6 protein-coding genes are annotated in these 14,373 nt (G+C 70.6%); 2 read left to right on the top strand and 4 right to left on the bottom strand.

Going from position 1 to position 14,373, the window contains the following annotated elements:
• The first annotated feature begins 283 nt into the window (after positions 1 to 283).
• Positions 284 to 5,149, top strand: coding sequence for an NAD-glutamate dehydrogenase (locus FBY21_RS28495; protein ID WP_044412226.1), 4,866 nt, complete (start codon positions 284 to 286; stop codon positions 5,147 to 5,149).
• Between the two features lie 176 nt (positions 5,150 to 5,325).
• Here FBY21_RS28495 and FBY21_RS28500 read toward each other — a convergent pair whose 3' ends face one another.
• From FBY21_RS28500 to FBY21_RS28515, 4 genes are all read right to left on the bottom strand, one after another.
• A complete protein-coding gene (locus FBY21_RS28500) occupies positions 5,326 to 6,300 on the bottom strand; it encodes an FAD:protein FMN transferase (protein WP_142015810.1) in 975 nt (324 codons plus the stop codon).
• Positions 6,284 to 8,470, bottom strand: coding sequence for a PepSY domain-containing protein (locus FBY21_RS28505; protein WP_142015814.1), 2,187 nt, complete (start codon positions 8,468 to 8,470; stop codon positions 6,284 to 6,286). Before FBY21_RS28505 ends, FBY21_RS28500 begins: the two co-directional genes overlap by 17 nt.
• A gap of 15 nt (positions 8,471 to 8,485) precedes the next feature.
• On the bottom strand, positions 8,486 to 8,956 hold the full coding sequence (locus FBY21_RS28510) for a DUF2271 domain-containing protein (RefSeq protein WP_044412218.1): 471 nt from the start codon (positions 8,954 to 8,956) through the stop codon (positions 8,486 to 8,488).
• Positions 8,957 to 9,070: 114 nt separating this feature from the next.
• On the bottom strand, positions 9,071 to 11,134 hold the full coding sequence (locus tag FBY21_RS28515; RefSeq protein WP_142015818.1) for a TerD family protein: 2,064 nt from the start codon (positions 11,132 to 11,134) through the stop codon (positions 9,071 to 9,073).
• Positions 11,135 to 11,396: 262 nt separating this feature from the next.
• On the opposite strand from FBY21_RS28515, the gene FBY21_RS28520 reads away from it, so the two are divergent.
• Positions 11,397 to 14,369, top strand: coding sequence for a WG repeat-containing protein (locus tag FBY21_RS28520; RefSeq protein ID WP_160158630.1), 2,973 nt, complete (start codon positions 11,397 to 11,399; stop codon positions 14,367 to 14,369).
• Positions 14,370 to 14,373 lie beyond the last annotated feature (4 nt).

Below are 14,373 nucleotides of genomic sequence, written 5' to 3' on the forward strand. Positions count from 1 at the left end.
CCTGTCGCTGTGGGCGCGCTGTAGGCGCTTCCGAAGCGCTCGTGTCGTCCTCCTTCCGTGATCCATGTCGGCTTGCTGAAGGCGGCTGTCCGAGATTGACCGAATATGTCGCAGGACTAAAAGCGTCGCACCGGGTGCCGCCCTTAATCTGTCCGCGAGGATGACTGCCCGGTCCCAAGCGGTTCCGGCCCGTCACACTGCCTGAATCTCCTCCTGATCCATCACCGCGCGAATAAGCGTTCTACGCTTAACCCCCAACAACAGAGCCAAGCGGAGCACAACCATGGCGTTCTTCACCGCGGCCAGCAAAGCCGACTTCCAGCATCAACTGCAGGTGGCACTGGCGCAGCACGTCAGCGAGCAGGTCTTGCCACAAGTAACCCTGTTCGCCGATCAGTTCTTCGGCATCATCGCCCTCGACGAACTCACCCAGCGGCGCCTGTCCGACCTGGTGGGCTGCACCCTGTCGTCGTGGCGCCTGCTGGAACGCTTCGATCCCGCCAAGCCCCAGGTCCGCGCGTTCAACCCGGATTACGAGAAGCACGGCTGGCAGTCCACCCACACCGCCGTCGAAGTGCTGCACCCGGACATCCCCTTCCTGGTGGACTCGGTGCGCATGGAGCTGAACCGCCGCGGCTACAACATCCACACCCTGCAGAACAGCGTGCTCAGCGTGCGCCGCGACAAGAAGGGCGCACTGCAGGAAGTGCTGCCCAAGGGCACCCAGGGCAAGGACGTGCAGCAGGAATCGCTGATGTTCCTGGAGATCGACCGGGTTGCCGCCCCCGCCGCCCTCAAGGCGCTGGAGAAGGCCCTGGAGGAAGTGCTGGGCGAGGTGCGCGTCGCCGTCGCCGACTTCAAGCCCATGACCGCCAAGGCCCGCGAACTGCTGGCCTGGCTGGACAAGGCCAAGCTGAAGGTGGACCCGGCCGAGCTGGCCGAGGTGAAGGTCTTCATGAACTGGCTGGTGGACAACAACTTCACCTTCCTCGGCTACGAGGAGTTCACCGTGGTGGACGAGGGCGAGGCCGGCGGCCACCTGGTCTATGACGAGCAGTCCCTGCTGGGCGTCTCGCGCCTGCGCCGTGCCGGCCTGACCAAGGCCGACCTGCACGTCGAGCGTGAAGCCGTCGACTACCTGCGCGGCCCGGTGCTGCTGTCCTTCGCCAAGGCCGCCGAGCCGAGCCGCGTGCACCGCCCCGCCTACCCGGACTTCGTCTCCATCCGCGAGCTGGACGCCAAGGGCCGGGTGGTCAAGGAATGCCGCTTCATGGGCCTGTACACCTCCGCCGTGTACGCCGACAGCGTCACCCGCATCCCCTACATCCGTGGCAAGGTCGCCGAGATCCAGCGCCGCTCCGGCTTCGACCCCCGTGCCCACCTGGGCAAGGAACTGGGCCAGGTGCTGGAAGTGCTGCCCCGCGACGACCTGTTCCAGACCCCGGTGGACGACCTGTTCGCCACCGCCATGGCCATCGTGCAGATGCAGGAGCGCAACAAGATCCGCCTGTTCCTGCGCCGCGACCCCTACGGCCGCTTCGCCTACGCCCTGGCCTACGTCCCGCGTGACGTCTACTCCACCGAGACCCGGGTGAAGATCCAGCAGATCCTCATGGAGCGCCTGCAGGCGACCGACTGCGAGTTCTGGACCTTCTTCTCCGAATCCGTGCTGGCCCGCGTGCAGTTCATCCTGCGGCTGGACCCGAAGAACAAGGCCGTGGTCGACCCCGTGCGCCTGGAGAAGGAAGTCATCCAGGCCTGCCGTTCCTGGAAGGACGACTACGCCAGCCTGATCAACGAGACCTTCGGCGAGGCCAAGGGCACCCGCGTGCTGGCCGACTTCCCGAAAGGCTTCCCCGCCGGCTACCGCGAGCGCTTCGCCGCGCACTCGGCGGTGGTGGACATGCAGCACCTGTACAGCCTGTCCGAGCAGCGCCAGCTGGTGATGAGCTTCTACCAGCCGCTGACCCAGGGCGAGCAGCTGCTGCACTGCAAGCTCTACCACGCCGACACGCCGCTGCCGCTGTCCGACGTGCTGCCGATCCTGGAGAACCTCGGCCTGCGCGTGCTGGGCGAGTTCCCCTACCGCCTGACCCGCCAGGATGGCCGTGAATTCTGGATCCACGACTTCGCCTTCACCGCCGCCGCCGGCGTCGAGGTGGACATCCAGGAACTCAACGACACCCTGCAGGACGCCTTCGTCCACATCGTCGGCGGCGACGCCGAGAACGACGCCTTCAACCGCCTGGTGCTGACCGCCTCCATGCCCTGGCGCGACGTGGCCCTGCTGCGTGCCTACGCCCGCTACCTGAAGCAGATCCGCCTGGGCTTCGACCTGTCCTACATCGCCAGCACCCTGCTCAACCACACCAACATCGCCAAGGAACTGGTGCGGCTGTTCAAGACCCGCTTCTACCTGGCCCGCAAGCTCTCCGCCGACGACCTGGAAGACAAGCAGCAGAAGCTCGAACAGGCCATCCTCGGCGAACTGGACAACGTCGCCGTGCTCAACGAGGACCGCATCCTGCGGCGCTACCTCGACCTGATCAAGGCAACCCTGCGCACCAACTTCTACCAGCCCGACGCCAACGGCCAGAACAAGGGCTACTTCAGCTTCAAGCTGAGCCCGCGGCTGATCCCCGACATCCCGCGTCCGGTGCCCAAGTTCGAGATCTTCGTCTACTGCCCGCGCGTGGAAGGCGTGCACCTGCGCTTCGGCGACGTCGCCCGGGGCGGCCTGCGCTGGTCCGACCGCGAGGAAGACTTCCGTACCGAAGTGCTGGGCCTGGTCAAGGCGCAGCAGGTGAAGAACGCCGTCATCGTGCCCATGGGCGCCAAGGGCGGCTTCATCCCCCGGCGCCTGCCGGTGGGCGGCAGCCGTGACGACATCCAGGCCGAGGCCATCGCCTGCTACCGCATCTTCATCAGCGGCCTGCTGGACATCACCGACAACCTCAAGGACGGCCAGGTGGTACCGCCGGCCAACGTGGTGCGCCACGACGCCGACGACCCCTACCTGGTGGTGGCGGCCGACAAGGGCACCGCGACCTTCTCCGACATCGCCAACGGCATCGCCCAGGAATACGGCTTCTGGCTGGGCGACGCCTTCGCCTCCGGCGGCTCCGCCGGCTACGACCACAAGGGCATGGGCATCACCGCCAAGGGCGGCTGGGTCTCGGTGCAGCGGCACTTCCGCGAGCACGGCATCGACGTGCAGAAGGACAACTTCACCGTCATCGGCATCGGCGACATGGCCGGCGACGTGTTCGGCAACGGCATGCTGCTGTCGGACAAGCTGCAGCTGGTGGCCGCCTTCAACCACATGCACATCTTCATCGACCCGAACCCGGACGCCGCCAGCAGCTTCGTCGAGCGCAAGCGCATGTTCGACCTGCCGCGTTCCTCCTGGGCCGACTACGACACCAAGCTGATCTCCGAAGGCGGCGGCATCTTCCTGCGCAGCGCCAAGAGCATCGCCATCAGCCCTCAGATGAAGGCGCGCTTCGACATCCAGGCCGACAAGCTGACCCCCACCGAGCTGCTCAACGCCCTGCTCAAGGCCCCGGTGGACCTGATCTGGAACGGCGGCATCGGCACCTACGTGAAGTCGAGCAAGGAAAGCCACGCCGACGTCGGCGACAAGGCCAACGACGCCCTGCGCGTGGACGGTCGCGAACTGCGGGCCAAGGTGGTGGGCGAGGGCGGCAACCTCGGCATGACCCAGCTCGGCCGCGTGGAATTCGGCCTCAACGGCGGCGCCAGCAACACCGACTTCATCGACAACGCCGGTGGCGTGGACTGCTCCGACCACGAGGTGAACATCAAGATCCTGCTGGGCGAGATCGTCGGCGCCGGCGACATGACCGGCAAGCAGCGCAACACCCTGCTGGCGAAGATGACCGACGCCGTCTCCAACCTGGTGCTCGGCAACAACTACAAGCAGACCCAGGCCCTGTCTCTGGCCCAGCGCCGCGCCCGCGAGCGCATCGGCGAATACAAGCGCCTGATCGCCGCCCTCGAGGCCGCCGGCAAGTTGGACCGTGCCCTGGAATTCCTGCCCAGCGACGAGGAACTCAACGAGCGCCTCGCCAACGGCCAGGGGCTGACCCGTCCCGAGCTGTCGGTGCTGATCTCCTACAGCAAGATCGACCTCAAGGAATCGCTGCTCAAATCCCTGGTGCCGGACGACGACTACCTCGCCCGCGAGATGGAGACCGCCTTCCCGCCGCTGCTGGCCGAGAAGTACGGCGAGGCCATGCGCCGCCACCGCCTGAAGCGCGAGATCATCAGCACCCAGATCGCCAACGACCTGGTCAACCACATGGGTATCACCTTCGTGCAGCGCCTGAAGGAGTCCACCGGCATGAGCGCCGCCAACGTCGCCGGTGCCTACGTGGTGGTGCGCGACGTGTTCCGCCTGGCGCACTGGTGGAAGCAGATCGAGGCCCTGGACTACAAGGTGCCCGCCGAGCTGCAGCTGACCCTGATGGATGAGCTGATGCGCCTCGGCCGCCGCGCCACCCGCTGGTTCCTGCGCAGCCGCCGCGAAGACCAGAACGCCGCCCGTGACGTCGGCCACTTCGGCCCCCGCGTCGCCGAACTGGCCGGCCGCCTGGACGAGCTGCTGGAAGGCCCGGCCCGCGAGCAGTGGCTGGCCCGCTACCAGGCCTATGTCGAAGCCGGCGCACCGGAGGAACTGGCCCGCGTCGTCGCCGGCACCAGCCACCTGTACACGCTGCTGCCGATCATCGAAGCCGCCGACGTCACCGGCAAGGACGCCGCCGAAGTGGCCGCCGCCTACTTCGCCATCGGCGGCGCGCTGGACCTGTCCTGGTACCTGCAGCAGATCACCGGCCTGCCGGTGGAGAACAACTGGCAGGCGCTGGCCCGCGAAGCCTTCCGCGACGACCTCGACGGTCAGCAGCGGGCGATCACCATCTCCGTGCTGCAGATGGCCGATGCCCCGGCGGACATGGACGAGCGCGTCGCCCTCTGGCTGGAACAGCACCGTCCGCTGGTGGAGCGCTGGAAGGTGATGCTCACCGAACTGCGCGCCGCCACCGGCACGGACTACGCCATGTACGCCGTGGCCAACCGCGAGCTGATGGACCTGGCCCTGAGCGGCCAGCACGGGGTGAACATCCCCTGATGCTCGGCCCGACCTGAGTTGTTGTGCTCTCAGCCCCGCCTGTGTGCGGGGCTTTTTTTCGCCTGTTCCCCGGTGTTGCGCGGCTGGCTATCGAGTGCTGCAGCCACTCGCTGATCCGTGAGGCCCGGCGCCCTGCCGTCAGGGGATAGGGAAGAGGGGAGCCAATCCGATGGGCACTACCAAGCGGTGCCGGGCTCAGAAGGTGCGGCGTCACCTCCCTCGATCCGCCCCTCGAACACCGTCACCTCCCGCACCCCATCCCCTTCCCGGATCAGGAAGATCGCCTCCAGTCCCCGCGCCTGCGCCAGCTTCGGCCCGTGCTCGGGGCCGCTGACCATCAGCGCGGTGGCCCAGGCGTCGGCCAGCATGCAACTGGCCGCGATCACGCTGACCGAGGCCAGCGGATTGCGCAGGGGCGCCCCCGTGGCCGGGTCGAAGGTGTGGGCGAGGCGCTCGCCGTCCTGCTCGACCCAGTGGCGGTAGTCACCGGAGGTGGCGATGGCCGCGTCCTGCAATTCCACCACCCCGCGTACCTCGCGGCGGCCATGCAGCGGTTGCTCCAGGGCCACGGCCCAGGGCTGCCCGTCGGGCTTGCGGCCACGGGCGCGCATCTCGCCGTCGATGCCCACCAGGTAGGCGGGGATGCCGAAGCCGTCCAGGGTCTCCGCCAGGCGATCGACCCCATGGCCCTTGGCGATGCCGTTGAGGTCCAGCGCCAGCGGGTGGTGCTTGCGCAGCCGGCTGCCGGCGCGGTCCAGCTCCAGGGCGCCGCGCCGGTGCGGGTGCGCGGGGGCGCCCGCCGTGCCGGGCGGGCCGAACCCCCAGGCCTGGACGGGCGCACCGAGGCTGATGTCGAAGGCCCCGGCGGAGAGCAGGCCGACGTTGAGGCCGGCATCCACCACCCGCAGCAGCGCCGGGGACAGCGGCAGCCAGGTGTCCAGCGGGGCGGCGTTGAGCCGGCTCAGTTCGGAGTCGGGCCGCCACAGCGACATCTGCTGCTCCACGCGCTCCACCGCCTCGGCCAGGGCCTGACGGATGGGCTCCAGGTCGCGTCCCGGCTCGGTGTAGAACAGCGCAGTGAAGCGGCTGCCCATGGTCGGCCCGCTGAGGGTCGCGCGCACCCGGGGCGGGGTATCAGTAGACGTCTTCACGGTAGCGCCCCTGTGCCTTGAGGTGGTTCACGTCCAGGCCCAGCGGGGCCAGTACGCGGTCCAGCGCGTGCATCACGCCCTGGGCCATGTCGCGGCCGCCGCACACCAGTACCTGGGCGCCCTGGGCCAGTAGTTGGCGCAGCACCGGTGCGTCGCCCAGCAGGCGGTCCTGCACGTGCTGGCGCTCGGCATGCTGGGAGAAGGCCGCGCACAGCCGGGTCAGGCGCTGGTCGGCCAGGTAGCCGCGCAGTTCGTCTTCATAGAGGAAGTCCGACGCCGGGTGGCGACCGCCCCAGTACAGGTGCATCGGGTGCTGCTCGCGGTTGTTGCGGATGAAGCCGGTGAGCGGGCCGATGCCGGTGCCGGCACCGATGAGGATCACCGGGTGGCGCCCGCTGGCGGGACGGAACTGCGGGTTCGGCTGGATGAAGGCCTGCACCTGCCCGCCGATGGGCAGCCTGTGCAGCAGGCTGGAGCACAGCCCGTCTTCGTGCCGGCGCACGCAGATCTCCAGCACACCGTCTTCGGCGCCACTGGCCAGGGAGTAGAAGCGCGGCATCGCGCTGCCGGGCGGGACGATGCCCACCAGGTCGCCGGCCTCGAAGGCGGGCAGGGCGGCGCTGCCGGAAGGCGCGCGGAAGCGCAGCACCTGGGTGGGTGCGTTCACCTGTTCGCCGTAGACCCGGCGCTCCATCAGTTCCAGCGGTTGGCTGGCGGGGGCGCTGGGCTGGTGCTCCAGTTGCAGCGGGTGCCCCAGGGCCTCGCCCAGGGCCAGGCCCCAGCGGTGGAAGGCCTGCGGCGATTGGCGGTCGATGCGCTCCAGCGGCAGCAGCGGCCGGGCGCCCCGGGCCTGCAGGGCGGCGTCCACCGCCTCGGCGTAGGCGCAGAAGCGCGGGAACTGGCGGTCACCGAAGCCCAGCACGGCCACTGGCAGGTCGGCCTGCAGCCCATCACGGGCCAGGCGTTCGAGGAAGCGCGAGGCGGATGCCGGCGCTGCGCCGTCGCCGTGGGTGGCGGTCAGCACCAGCAGCTGGCGGGCCAGGGGGTAGTGGGGCGCGAGGTCGTTCATCGGCGCGCAGTGGACGCGGTGCCCGGCGCTCGCCAGGGCCTCGGCCAGGGTGCGGGCGAAGCCCCAGGTGCTGTGGTGCTCGCTGCCCACCAGCACCACGCAGTCGGCGTCTTCGGCCGCGTGGTTGTCGTCCAGCCGCACCCGGTCGCTGCGCCGGCGCCACCACATCTGCACGCCGCTCAGGGTCATCAGCGGTACGCCCAGGGCGGCTAGGCCGAGGACGGCGGCCAGCCAGCCGAGCCCTTCGCCGGTGTGCAGGCGCCAGGCCCATTCATAAGCCTGGTGGGCCGTGTTGTAGGGCTGGAAGCCGAGCCACTGGCCGCTGGCCGGGTCGACGTAGCCTTCGCCGTCGCGGGTGCTCAGGCCGTAGGGCTCACCGGGGTTGTCGGGGCTGGGGAAGGTCAGCTCGCGCAGCTGCGCCAGGGGCAGCGCCTGCAGGGCGCCGAGCTCGGCCACCGGAGCGGGGCGGGCATCGGCCTGCCGCTCGGGGTAGGGCGGCTCCGCCCCGCTGCCATCGTCCACCAGGCCGAAGGTGCCCGCCGCCAGGTACAGCCCGGTGCAGGCGGTGAGCAGCAGCACCGGCAGGGAGGCGCGCGCCACCTGCAGGTGCCAGCGCTGCATCAGGCTGCCCTTGAGCGGGGCGAACAGGCGTCGCCAGCCGCCCATGCGCCGGGCCAGCAGCCAGGCCCCGGAGAGGCTCAGCACCAGCATGGCCAGGGCGCCCAGGGCAGCGCTGGCGTGGCCGGGCGTGCCCAGCAGCAGGGCCCGGTGCAGTTCACGCACCCAGCGCCAGAAGGGCGACGGGGCGTAGGCACCGAGGCTGGCGCCGGTCTGCGGGTCGACCCGCTCGGCCAGGGCCTGCCCGTCGCGGCGGTAATGCACCACCAGCGTGCCGGAGGGCAGCTGGCGCAGCTGCTCGACGTCGGGGAAGCGCTCGCTCACCTGGCCGGCCAGTTGGGCGACGCTCACAGGGGCCTCGGCGCGGGGCACGCTGGCCTGATCCAGCACCGGGGACAGGGCCAGCAGGGCGCCGCTGAGGGCCATCAGCATCACCAGCAGGGCGGCGAACAGGCCGGGCAGGGCGTGGGTCTTGCGCAGCATGGGGGTGCCCTCCGGTCAGAGGTCGTAGCGCAGGGATTGCACGTAGCCGTTGCCGCTCACCGGCTTTCCGGCGCCGTCGCGGGTCAGCGGCACCACCACGTCGGCGCGCACGTCACGGTGGTCTTCCACGGCGCTGTCGATGCGGATCTGGTAGCCGGCGTCGATCAGGTTGTCCGCCACCTCGGCGCTGATTTTGAGGGTGCCGCCGCTGCCGACGCTGGCGCCGGTCAGCCCGTCGAACTCGCTGGCCTTGAGCCCGCTGCCGCGTGCCCAGTCGGTGAGGTGGCGGTAGTACTTGGCCTTCTTCCCGGCGACCCAGAGGGTCTGCTGGTACTGGCCCTGGGCATTGGTGAGGTAGACCGCGAGGTAGGCGTCGTTACCGCTGTAGTCGGTGAGGTCGGCCTGCAGGGTGACTTCGCGGGCCTGGGCGATGCCCGAGACCAGCAGGGCGCTGGCGAGGCCGGAGGTGGTGAGGAGTCTGTTCATGGCAAGGGTCCGGGTGGCGGGAGATGGACACAGCCTGAACCCCTTGTCTGAAACCTGGCTTAAGCGGCCTGAAAAATGTGTGAAAGGCCGTGCACGCCCCGGATGGGGCGTGCCTCAGAGGAACTCGGCGCGGATGCGGTCGAGGTCCAGCGGGTCGATGTCGCCGTCGGGCCCGAAGCGCAGGTCGGCCTCGGCGGGGTCGTCCACCTCGCTGCCACGGGCCTCGGCGTGCAGCTCGAACAGGGTGTGGAGGTCCGGCGTGGCCAGGTCGCTCATGGCCCGGAGCATCAGGGCGATGCCGCTGAGGTTGTTGGCCACGTTGTTCCAGCGCGGGTAGCCACCCAGGCCGATGTCGGTCCAGATCACCTGCCGTGCCTCCAGGTCGAGGATGAACGGCAGGCAGGTCTGCTGGTCGCTGGCCAGGTCCAGGCGGTCTTCCACGGTGCGGGCCTCGAAGGGCTCGCCGGAGTTCACCTGGTCACGGGCCATCCAGCCGGCGAAGCACTCCGGCAGGTCGCAATAGGGCTGCCGGGTGTAGCTGTTGATGCAGGTGACCACGAAGCGGATGCCGCGTGTGCGCAGCAGCTCCAGGTCCAGGTCGATGAATTCCGCTGCGCCTTTCGGGGCGTCGACGATGTCGCCGCTGTGGTGCCCGCCGTAGTGGCGCAGGTTGTAGAAGGAGACCACGTCGCGGTAGCCGAAGCCGCCGTCGAAGAACGCTGCCGAGAGGTCGATGTCGGTGCGCTCGCGGCCGTTGGTCCACCAGAGGAACAGGCGGATGAAGCGGGTGTCCGGCAGCGGCAGGCGGCTGCCGCGCACCAGGGTGCGCAGTGCCTTGGCGGCCGAGCGCTGGGCCAGTGGCACCTTCAGGTCCGCCAGCGCCGGATCCAGGTAGCAGCGGCCCAGCGGAGGGCGTGTGGCGAAGCGCGCCACCAGGGCCGCGCGCAGGTGCGCGATGACCTGGGTGCGCAGCGTACCCGGCAGCGCCGCGCGTTGCTCCGGCGTGCACCAGGCGCGGGCGGCGTCGCCCTTGGGGAAGAAGGTGCGCAGCGCGGCCTGGCCGCGGTGCTGGAAATGCGCCAGGGCCTGCAGCAGCACAGCGGTGGACACCTGTTCGGCCACACGGGCGAAGGTGGCGAGGACGTCCTCGGGTTGGTCGCCGCTGCGCAGCAGGTGGTCCAGCCGACGGGCCAGCTCACCGGGGCGGGTGCGCAGCAGGCGGGTGGCGTCGGCGCTGTGGCCGGCCGCCAGGGCCTGTTCGACGCGGCTGTTGAACCCTTCGAAGGGGCGGTCTTCACGCAGCACCTGGAAGGCGTCCCAGGCCTGGGGGAAGCGCTCGCGCCACTGGCCGGGGTGCAGGGCTTCGCCCAGGCGCTTCCAGCGTTCCTTCCAGCGCAGCATGTCTTCCACCGGCGCCGGGCAGGCTTCCAGCAGCCCCAGCAGGAGGCGCCGCTCGCGCCGCGCAAGGCCCTTGAAGCGGCAGGCCTGGGCCAGGGAGGCATCGCCCTCGCACAGGCACACGGCCAGGCGCAGCACATCGGTGGCGGTGCGCAGCTGGGCCCGGGCAAAGGCCTCGGCGCCATCGAACGGCCCATGGCGCAGCAGCAGCGCGGCGATCAGCGCGAGGTTTTCCTTGAACGGGATGCTTGCCGGCAGCAGCCGCATCACCCCCTCGCCATAGACGCTGACGAAGGTGCGCAGGTCGTCCCGGTCCTCCACCGACAGCGAGCTGCTGGAGGCGGCCAGGCGGGTGAAGATCGCCTCGCGCTCGGCCACGCTGCCCAGGCGGATCAGCCGGGGCGCGCGGCCGTGCAGCAACGGCACGGGCGCGTCCGGCGTGGCCGGGTGTTCGCGAAGCAGGGTCAGGTAGTGCTGCACCGCGCGCTGGTACAGCGCGTACTCGGGCACCTGGCGCACGCTGCGGGGGAACTCGGGGAACAGGGGCCGGTACTGCCGGTGGGCACCGGTGAGCGCGGCCAGGGTGGTGCGCAGCTCGACCAGCACCTCGGCTAGTTGCGCCGTGGACTGGGTGGCCAGCCGCTCCACCAGGGGCTCGTCGAGCACGAAACCGAGGTTCTCCACCTCCTGCTGCACCATCACCACGTCCCTCGGGCTGGCACCGCCGGCCCCGGGCTCCAGTACGAAACGACGGCTGCGCCGCAGGAAGAGTCCGTTCACATCAGCTCCTGGAAATGAAAAGCCCACCAGGCGGTGGGCGGTGTGGAAAGCGGGCACCCTAGTTTCAGAGGTAGAAGGAAGGACGCCCATAGCCACGGCGCGATGATAGTGCGGTCCTGGCCAGCAGGAAAACCGCCGAAGTTGCGAAGCTTCGACGCCTTCGCATTTCCAGGGGCGGCGCTCTGGTGGCGCTGCCCGCGCCGCGCCATCATTGCGCGTTTTTTCGCAGGCCCTCAGGGGGGATGACGGCATGGAGCAGGGCATGGCATGGGAGGCGGCTTCGGGCGCCTGGTTGCACCTCGGGCAGGGCGACGCGCCGCCGCGCTGCCTGGCCTTCTGTGGCGAGGTCCCAGCGCTGTGGCTGGTGCTGCTGGGCGGTGCCCGCGAGGTGCCGGCCGTCACCCCGGCCACGGCGGGCTACCAGGTGCCGGCCATCGGCCTGCGGGTATCGCTGGAGCAGGCCCTGGCCAACTGGCAGCGGCTGAGCGAGTGGCTGCAGGCACACCCGCAGTTCTACCGCGTGCCCGCCCTGGGCCTGTGCCTGGGGGCGGTGGAGGCGTGGTTGCGGACGGCAGCCGAGGGCCAGGGCCCGACCTGGCTGCAGGGCGACCTGGATGCCGTTTCCGGGCCGTTCGACCGCAACGCTCCCTCGCGCAGCGGCTTCTGGCGCTGGAATGCCGATGACCGGCTCCAGGCCCTGGCCGATGGCTCGGCGGACCTGCACCGCCTCACCGGCGTGATGGATTTCGAGGAACTGGGCGAGTGGCACCGTGGGTTCGGCTTCGGCACCCTGCGCCACCCCTGGTTCGAGGCCCTGGGGCAACTGGATGGGTTCGCCGCGTTGGAGCACCCCTTCCCGGCGCTGCCGCCCCGCGAGCCGGTGGAACATGACCCCTGGTGTGAGCACGGCTACCGGGCTCACGCCCTGGGTGATCGCTGGGGCCTGGTCAACCAGGCGGACGGCACCTGGCACGAGGCCCCGCGCTGGGACGCCATCCAGCCGGACAGCCACAGCTTCATCCGCGTCTGGGTACGCCAGGGCGCGCTGTGGGGTGTGCTGCAGATCGAACCGTCGGTGGAGCTGCTGCTGGTCCCGCAATTCGACGCGGTGGTGGACAGCGCCTGTGACGACCACATGGTGGCCAGCCAGGGCGGCCTGCTGGGGCTGATGCACATTCCCAGCGGCCAGTGGCGGCTGCCGCCGCGCTTCCACGAGCTGCGCCGGGAGACCGACGAGCTGCTGCGGGCCCGGGAGGGTGCGCACTACGGCTTCCTCGACCTCGACGGTCAGTGGCGGGTGCCGCCCCGTTACCAGGACACACGGCCCTTCGGTGGCACGCTCGCCTTCGATGCCCCGGGCCTGGCCTGGGTGATGGCGGAGGGCCGCTGGGGCCTGCTGGACGAGCAGGGCCAGGAACGCCTGGCCTGCCGCTACGACCAGGTGGAGTGGCGGCAGGAGCATGACCATCGCGGCTGGCGCGTAGGGCGGGACGGCCGCCAGGGCTGGGTCGGCATCGACGGCCGCGAAGCGGTGCCCTGCGAATGGGACGAGGTGGACTGCTACGAGCCCTACCGGCACCCCCTTCAGGCCGAGGGCATCTACCGGGTGACCCGCAACGGCCTGCACGGCCTGCTGCCGGCGCTGGGCGACTGGCACGTGGCCCCGCGCTACACGGAGATCGAACCGCTGGGGCTCGGCCAGGGGGCCGCGCCGTTGCCGGCCGACCCCTGGCGCAGTGCGCCGGAGCCGGACGGCAGCCTGGCGGCGTGGATCGCCGAGGGCGGTGGCGAGCCCGGCGCGCCGCGGCTGCTGATCCGTGTGCGCGACCACCAGGGGTGCGCGGTGATCGACGAACGCGAACGGCAGTGGGTGCCGCCGTCGCCGGGGCTGGTGGAAACCCTGGGCAACGGCAACCAGCGCTGGCTGAAGCGAACCGATGAGCAGGACCGCCAGCAGCTCTGGAGCCTGGCCCGTGGAGAGCCCGCGCTGCCCGGCTGGCACGCCGGGGTCGAGGTGCTGGAGCTGCCGGACCAGCCGCTGCTGCTGACCTTCGAACGCCTCGACGGCCCCGAGGGTTTCAGCCTGGGCCTGCGCCTGTGGCGGGAAACGGGCGAACCTGCGCTGGAGGGCTGCTTCAGCGCCCTGGCGGGCCAATCGTTCTGGCTACCACGGTTGGATGACGACACCCGCGAACAACTGCTCGAGGCCTGGAGCCGTGGGCAGGACGTACCGGCCGAGGCCTGGGAGGCGGGGCAGGCACAGCCCTGTTTCGTCCGTCCCGGCCAGCCCCGGCAGAGTGCCCAGGCGGCCTGGCAGGCGCGCTACCAGGCCGGCGACCTGCAGGCCGCGTTGGCCCTGTCGCGCCTGGCCGCTTCCCCCACGGAGGCCTACGCCTGGGCCCGCCGGGCTTGTGCGCTCGACGGCGGCACGGGCACGCCGAGCGCGGGCGCCTGGTTGCAGCTGACGCGCCTGGCGCTGCAAGGCGCGGGCGGTGATGACGCCCTGCCGGCGGCCCGTGACTGGGTGGCCCGGGTGCGGGCGTCGGAGCCTGAGCTGGACGAAGGCTTCGAGGCGTCGGCCCTGGAGGCGCGCCTGTGGCTGGAGCCGGCCGCAGGCCCGGTGGATGGCGCGCGGGCCCTGGCGGCGGCCGATTACCTGGTGGCGGTGACCGGCACGACCCAGGCGCTGCACCACGAGGGGCGCTACCTGCTGGGGCGCTGTCACCGTGAGGGGCAGGGCACAGCGGTGGACCTGGACGCCGCCCGCGAGCACTGGCGCATCGCGGCCGCCGACGGCCATGGCGCCGCCACCCGGGCGTTGGTGGAGCTGCTGGCCGAGCAGGCCTCGGCCGAGGACGACCAAGCCGCCGCCGAGCGCCTGTGGCTGGAGGCCCGGCAGCACGCCTGGAATTACCTGGAGCACCCCGGCGACGCCGGTGACGCGGCGGTGATCAGCGCCTTGCACGGGTTCTGTGGTGAGCTGGAGCTGCTCAGCGAACCCCTCGATTGGGCGGCCGCCGAATACCACCTGTTGCAGGCCGCCGAGGCGGGCCATCTGCCTGCCATGGGCTTGCTGGCGGTGGAGGTCTATCGCCGACGCGGGAGTCCGCTGCGGGACGGTCGCCAGGCCCGTGCCTGGGCGCTGCGCCATGCCGAGGCCAGTGGCGCGTTGCCGACGGAAGCGCCGGCCGCCTGGCGCTGGCTGCTCGGCTGGTTCCTCTGGCTGCGGGGGTGAGGCA

Origin of the sequence: Pseudomonas sp. SLBN-26 (assembly GCF_006715895.1) — a bacterium.
Lineage (GTDB): Bacteria > Pseudomonadota > Gammaproteobacteria > Pseudomonadales > Pseudomonadaceae > Metapseudomonas > Metapseudomonas otitidis.